Origin of the sequence: Caballeronia sp. LZ008, assembly GCF_031451435.1 — a bacterium.
Taxonomy (GTDB): domain Bacteria; phylum Pseudomonadota; class Gammaproteobacteria; order Burkholderiales; family Burkholderiaceae; genus Caballeronia; species Caballeronia zhejiangensis.
On record NZ_JARUXK010000039.1, the window covers coordinates 1 to 481 of the forward strand.

Here is a 481-nt window from a genome sequence, read left to right on the forward strand (position 1 = left end):
ATCCCTGCCCGCGCTCGCGGGATCGGCGGCATCGGTTGCACAGGCTGCACTTACGGGCGGTGCGGGCGCAGCGCTCCACACGGCAGCGCAAACCGTTACCCAAGCCGCCATTGGCTCGATGGGTCAGCCACTCGGCCAGGTCACGCAACGCGCGGCCGGGACGCCACTGACGGGCATGAGACAGCAATCCACGCCGACGCTCGCCAAGTCCCTGACGTCGAAGTAACTCGCACTATCCACGCATAAGAACCAACAAGAAATGTCTACACCCGCAACACCGAGCAAGCCCGCGCCGCGACAGATCGCGCCGGCCATCAAACAGAATGCCGAAGAGCGGCGCGTCATTACTTACGAAATCACGCCCGCCAACCCGACGCCGAAAACCCAGCCGAAGCTCACGCAGGCCACCGTCGATTCGGTCAAGAACCACAGTCAGGAAATCTTCGTCCAGTGCCTTTACATGCTGCCTGTCGTCGGCAAC

2 protein-coding genes are annotated in these 481 nt (G+C 62.8%); both read left to right on the plus strand.

From position 1 onward, the window contains the following. A partial coding sequence (locus QCE49_RS34675; protein ID WP_309806863.1) for a hypothetical protein occupies positions 1-226 on the plus strand: 226 nt, incomplete at its 5' end. A gap of 33 nt (positions 227-259) precedes the next feature. Next, positions 260-481 (plus strand): hypothetical protein (locus tag QCE49_RS34680; protein ID WP_309806864.1); only part of this gene is annotated, 222 nt, incomplete at its 3' end.